The sequence below is a fragment of the Clostridium sp. genome, assembly GCF_051650885.1.
Classification (GTDB): domain Bacteria; phylum Bacillota; class Clostridia; order Clostridiales; family Clostridiaceae; genus Clostridium.
Genome location: NZ_JBOFRG010000152.1, coordinates 1 through 5,904 on the forward strand (window position 1 = coordinate 1; position 5,904 = coordinate 5,904).

The 5,904-nt window shown below is 29.0% G+C and carries 5 protein-coding genes; all 5 read right to left on the reverse strand.

Annotated elements, in window-relative coordinates; all coding sequences use genetic code 11:
* The coding region (locus ACRC28_RS07400) for a cysteine protease StiP domain-containing protein (protein ID WP_438542812.1) at positions 1-805 on the reverse strand (805 nt) is incomplete at its 3' end.
* A 3-nt stretch (positions 806-808) separates the two neighbouring features.
* A complete protein-coding gene (locus ACRC28_RS07405; RefSeq protein WP_438542813.1) occupies positions 809-1,933 on the reverse strand; it encodes a phosphoribosyltransferase domain-containing protein in 1,125 nt (374 codons plus the stop codon).
* Positions 1,934-1,948: 15 nt separating this feature from the next.
* A complete protein-coding gene (locus tag ACRC28_RS07410; protein WP_438542814.1) occupies positions 1,949-3,016 on the reverse strand; it encodes an HpcH/HpaI aldolase/citrate lyase family protein in 1,068 nt (355 codons plus the stop codon).
* Positions 3,017-3,272: 256 nt separating this feature from the next.
* Positions 3,273-3,659: a nucleotidyltransferase substrate binding protein gene (locus tag ACRC28_RS07415; RefSeq protein WP_438542815.1), complete on the reverse strand. Its 387-nt coding sequence runs from the start codon at positions 3,657-3,659 to the stop codon at positions 3,273-3,275.
* A gap of 104 nt (positions 3,660-3,763) precedes the next feature.
* The coding region (locus ACRC28_RS07420; RefSeq protein ID WP_438542816.1) for a cation-translocating P-type ATPase at positions 3,764-5,904 on the reverse strand (2,141 nt) is incomplete at its 5' end.

The window sequence follows — 5,904 nt, forward strand, 5'->3', positions numbered from 1 at the left end:
TATCCCTTGCATAATCTTCATTAATCTCTTTTAAATCATATTCTATTTTAGAGATATTTTTAAACTCATTTTCTATTTTTTCTATAAAATAATTTGATACATCCATATCCTCTAAATAATTTAAATATTTAGCTCCATGAAAATCATCTTTATTTACATACTTTTTGTTATATATAGTTCTACTAATAAGCCCACTTACAGTACTGTTTAAACAACTTGTTGCAAGTCCAAAATCTTCTCTTGTTCCATATATTCTACAAAGCTTTGCAGGGTCTACAAGAACTGCTAAATCACTTTCTATCTTCCCTTCGTACCCTTTAAGTGATTTCTTTAATTCCTTTGTTATAGAGCCTTTACCTGTCCATCCATCCACAAACTGAATCTTTCCTTGTGGATTATTTTTTAAAATATAATTTATTGCATTTTTATCTATACCACTTCCTCTTATAATTGAAACACTATAATGTGGTATATCTTTATTATATTTTTCCTTTATATATTTTCTAACTAAAATTCCAATAGGTGTACCTGCTCTTGCTAAGGATACTATTACTAAATCATCACCTTTTTCCTTGTACATTATCTCTGAAATTCTTGAAACATATAATGCAATTTCTTTTTTATCTTCCTCTACCATTTCATAAAAAATATCCATAATTTCTTTGCTTGGCTCTTTTTCTTTAGAAATCATTTCTGAATAACTTACTCCTTCTGAAATAAGCTTTTCCTTTTCTTCAATTGTAATTTCTTTTATGTCTAGTTCTTTTAATAAGAATATACAATCATCTTTATAGCTACTTCTCATCTTTTATAACCTCACAATAATCATATTTTCAGTTAATTTTATATTTAAATTATCCTCTGTAATTAAAACTACTTTATCATACTCTTTTTCAACAATTTCTTTATTATAAAAATAATATTTTACATCCTTATTAAAGAAAATATTTTTAGATTGAATAGGATATCCTTCAGTTTTTTCACAGTATATAGGACTTCTTGTAGTTGTTTTATAATATATGTCTCCCTCTAGGTAACTCCCAATTCTTGATGGAATATATATATTTTCACCATGCCCTAAAACTAATATTTTTCCCTTTCCAACTAGCTTATTTATCGCTCTTGCAGCAAACTTTGCTCTATCTTCTAAGCCTATTATTTCATCATAGCTTACACCAAATCTTCCTGAGTTTTTCAAATAGCTTTCTTCACCAAACTTTGTTTTTTCTATTCTTCTTTCAAAAATATTTAAATCTATTACTTCTGATTTTTCCTTTAATTCTTCCCCATCTTCATCTTTATAGACTTCATTGCTTTTAATTTCTATTTCACCTTTTATAAGTGATAAAACTTCAATATTTACAGAATTCTCTTTAATAAATTTCTCATACAAATCTAAATACTCTTTATTTCTCCAATCTAAAATTGTAATTATTTTAAAGTTTCTAACCTTTGTATGCTTTATTATTTCACTTATTATATTAAGCATAGATTTTCCTGTTGTAATTTCATCATCTACAAGAACTATCTCTTTTGCATTAAAAAGCTTACCCTTATCTTCTAAAAGACATCTATGCTCTACTGCATGAGAATGCTCTTCATCAAATTCAAAGATAGATTTCACAGACTCTATCTCCTCCCTTGTTGTTGTAACATAATAAGAATCCTTTATATGACTTGCAGCCGCCATTCCAATTCCTGTTGCAGTTTCTGCAAATCCTAAAACAAGTGGACTATTATTTTTATCTAAAAGCTTTACTAAATCTTTTCCTATCTCTCTACAAACTTTTGGTTTTATCTCTAAATGCTTTCCTAAAACTTTGCTTATAAATAGAAAATTTCTCTTTTCATTATTACTTCTCTTTCCCATAACTATTAAATCATTTATATCTAAATTAAATTTATTTTCTTTTATTTTTATCTCAATTGACATCTCTTTTCTCCCTTTCTATAAAAGATTTTCATAAGTGTATCCTTCATTTAGCACTCCAAAGACTTCTGCTTTCTTTAATATTTCCTTTGCCCAAGCTGTATGTGGCTTAACTTCATTCATTTTATTGTCTCCATAGCCTTTAAATACACCATCTTTTTTTCCTAATATTTCCTTTGCATCTAAAAACTCCTCATAGGTAACTGCATATAAAGCATTTATATACTTTGCTTGTAATGGATGAATTATAGTTTTTCCTATAAAACCATTTTCTTTATCTAATTTTATTTCATTTATCAGCCCTTTAATCTCCTCTGAATTTTTATCTAAAGAAAAATACTCCCACACAGCTGCAGATAAAACATAATCTGCCTCTGCACGTCCAAACATATTTAAAATATCCACTAAAACATCCATAACAACTCTTATATCGTAAATTGACTTTTCCTTGCTACGTCTTAAAGCAAACTTTGATGAAAAGTCAGTTCCACCAACTCTAATATTAAGAATCTTCTCCTTATTCCTATCTATAATTTCCTTTATCTTAATTAACTCTTCTAATCTAGTTTCCTTATATATAACTTCCTTAGTTTCTATAATCGGCATTGCATAAAAAATCTCATTATTCTCTTTTGAAACCTTATTTAAGATATCAAAATATGCTTGTCCATTATTTTTACTAAACTTAGGAAAAGTAAAGCCTGTAATAAGCCTTAAGCTTTCCTTATCTATTTCTCTAGTAAAGCTTTCAAATTGCTCTAAATTTCTAACTCTAATAAACATTAAAGGCAGTCTTCTATCACTATTCTTCTCACGCCACTTAACAAGCTCTCCTAACATATAAAAAACATTTTCAGTACAAATCTTTAAATCACTTTCACAAGTAGCATCCTCAAAACAAATAGATATAGCACCTAACTCATTAAACTCTCCATCTACTATCTTTTGATAAAAATTTTTAAAACCATTCATATATAAGTTTGTCCCTAAAGAATACGCAAGTAATCTTTTATCACTATACTTGTTAAAACTTTTAGGTTTTTTATAAAAAATATCATCCCATTTACTCTCTAACAATACTTCCATTTTATCTTCTTCCTTCTTTAATTTTTCTTATCATATTCACAAAATCCCTGATAAAAATTTCAAAACTTTTATCAGGGCTTTAATCTTTAATTTTATTTTAGCTCACTAATATTTTTTTACAAATATTCTCATTCCATTATATCATATTTTAGTTTTTTATAAGAATTAAATATTCCTTACATCTTTTTATTTTAAAACAAAAAAATCTAAGGAAAGTTAAAAACTCACCTTAGATTTTCTTCTTCACACTCTTTTTCTAATCTTCTAAAAATTTTTTAAGCTTAAAAAATTCATCTATATACTTATCTTTTATTAATTTCACAATTTCTATTGCTGTTTGTTCGTCATACATATGTGATGTTCTATTTCTATCTAGCATCATCTCAATCCAGACAGCTCCATCATCAATAACTTTATTTGAAAATGCACATCTAATAGTACTTCTTGGAGCTAATGCCTCATCTAAAATTCCTTGGTCTTCTAAATATAATTTCATGACTTTCCATGCTTGTTCAAATGTAAACTCATATCTTTGTATTATTCCATCAATAACTACATCATCTGATATATCTTTTTTTAATGCTTCATCTAATTTACTTAGTGCCTTAATAAAATATTTTTTTCTTTCATTTAATCTTTCCATATCTCACACCTAAATCCAGTTTACTTATTTATATTATATACATTTGTATTAATTCTAATCAAGAAAAAGCTCTAGATAAAAATTTATCTAAAGCTTCTATTATTCTAATACTCTGTTTTGAATATTCCTTTTCTTATCATATCTATTGGAATTATTGTTACTGCAAGTCCTATTACTATTAACCAATGCATTGGTTCTATTGGTGTACAACTAAATATGCTTCCACCTACAAATGTTAATACAACTTGTACTATTACAATTACTCCCATAACTTTTATGAAGCCTGGATTTTCTCCTATATTTTCAAATATATTAGCACTTCCACTTCTTACATTGAATCCATTGAATACTGCTGCAAGTACAAACATTGAGAAGTAAGCTGTTAAATGCTCTCCTTCTGTAGTGAACATATTTTTGAAAAATGGCATCATTAAGAATGCAAAGCTTAGTATTGTTACCCAAGTACCTGCAATTAAGACTTGCTTCATCATTTCTTTTGAAACAATACTTTGAGTTCTTGATTTTGGCTTTTCATTCATATATTTATTAAGCGCTGGTTCTGAACCAAGTGCTAGTGCTCCAAGTCCATCCATAACAAGATTTATCCAAAGGATATGTGTTATTTCTAAAGGCTGTGGCAATCCAAAGAATGGTGCTATTGCACACACTGCAACTGCTGCAACGTTTATTGTTAATTGGAATTTTATAAACTTTAAGATGTTATTGTAAATTGTTCTACCATAAAGTATTGCACTTTGGATAGATTTAAAGTTATCATCTAAAATTACTATATCTCCAACTTCTTTTGCTAAGTCTGTTCCTGAACCCATTGCAAATCCTACATCTGCTCTCTTAAGTGCTGGTGCATCATTTACTCCGTCTCCAGTCATTCCACAAACTAAGTTTAACTCTTGTGAAATCTTAACCATTCTTGATTTATCAGTTGGAAGAGCTCTTGCTATAACTCTAAGATTTGGTAAAATCTTTTTGATTTCATCATCAGTCATATTGTTTAATTCTTCTGATGTTAATGCAATATGCTCACTTGAAGTTATAAGTCCACAATCTTTTGCTATTGCAAAGGCAGTTTCTTTTCTATCACCAGTTATCATAACAACTTGGATACCTGCATTTTGAACATCCTTTATAGCTTCTCTTGCTTCAGGTCTTACATCATCTCTAATTCCTACAAATCCTACAATTACTAAATCATCTGGTAGCGTATCTTCTACTAAAGCTTTTTCACTATATGCAAAAGATAAAACTCTCATCTCTTTACTTGCAAGTTCATCAATTTTTTTATTTATCATATCTTTATCTAAAGGCTTTATATTTCCATTTCCATCAATATACTTAGTAGCTTGTCCTAATAATCTTTCAGGTGCTCCCTTATATACTGTTTTTCCTTCAAGCTCTGCAGCTGAATATTTGTTAGCTGAATTAAAGGCTTGAATATTTACGATATTTACGTCTTCATATTTTTCCATCTCTGTTTTTGTTAAGTAGTTTAATAATGCTTTATCAGTAGCATTTCCACCAATAACACTTCCACTACCATCAAACATAGCTGCTGTATTTTTTCCAATACACATTCCCATAAGCTCTTTTATCTTAAAGCTATCATTATAAGAATTTTTTATTTCTCCATCAAAGAATTCTACAACCTCAAGTTGCCCTTTTGTTATAGTTCCTGTTTTATCTGAGAATAAAATATTTAATGAACCTGCTGTTTCTATTCCAATTGGTTTTCTTACAAGTACATTTTTTTGTAGCATTTTTGATGTGTTTCTCATTAAAACTATTGCAATCATAAGAGGTAATCCTTCTGGAACTGCCATAACAACAATAACTACTGCAACCATTAATGCATCTAAAAGTTGTTTAAATATAGCCATTCCACCAAGTGCCATATAAGCAGATATACTCTCTGCTCCCATAACATTTTGAACCATTATCGCTAGTCCAATAACTACTGCACCAATATATCCAAACTTAGATATCTTTTCTGCAAGCTCAGTAAGCTTAACTTTTAATGGACTTTCTACATCATCATCAGCCATGTCTTCTGCCATAGTTCCCATAACAGTTTTCATACCAACTCGGTCGACTCTCATAACACCACTACCACCAACAGTAACAGCACCTCTGAAAAGTGAAGATGCATCTACAAAAACATCACCAGTTAACTTAAACTCACCAGTTGCAGCAACTTCCTCTGCACCATCAGATAATGGAGTCTTCTTAC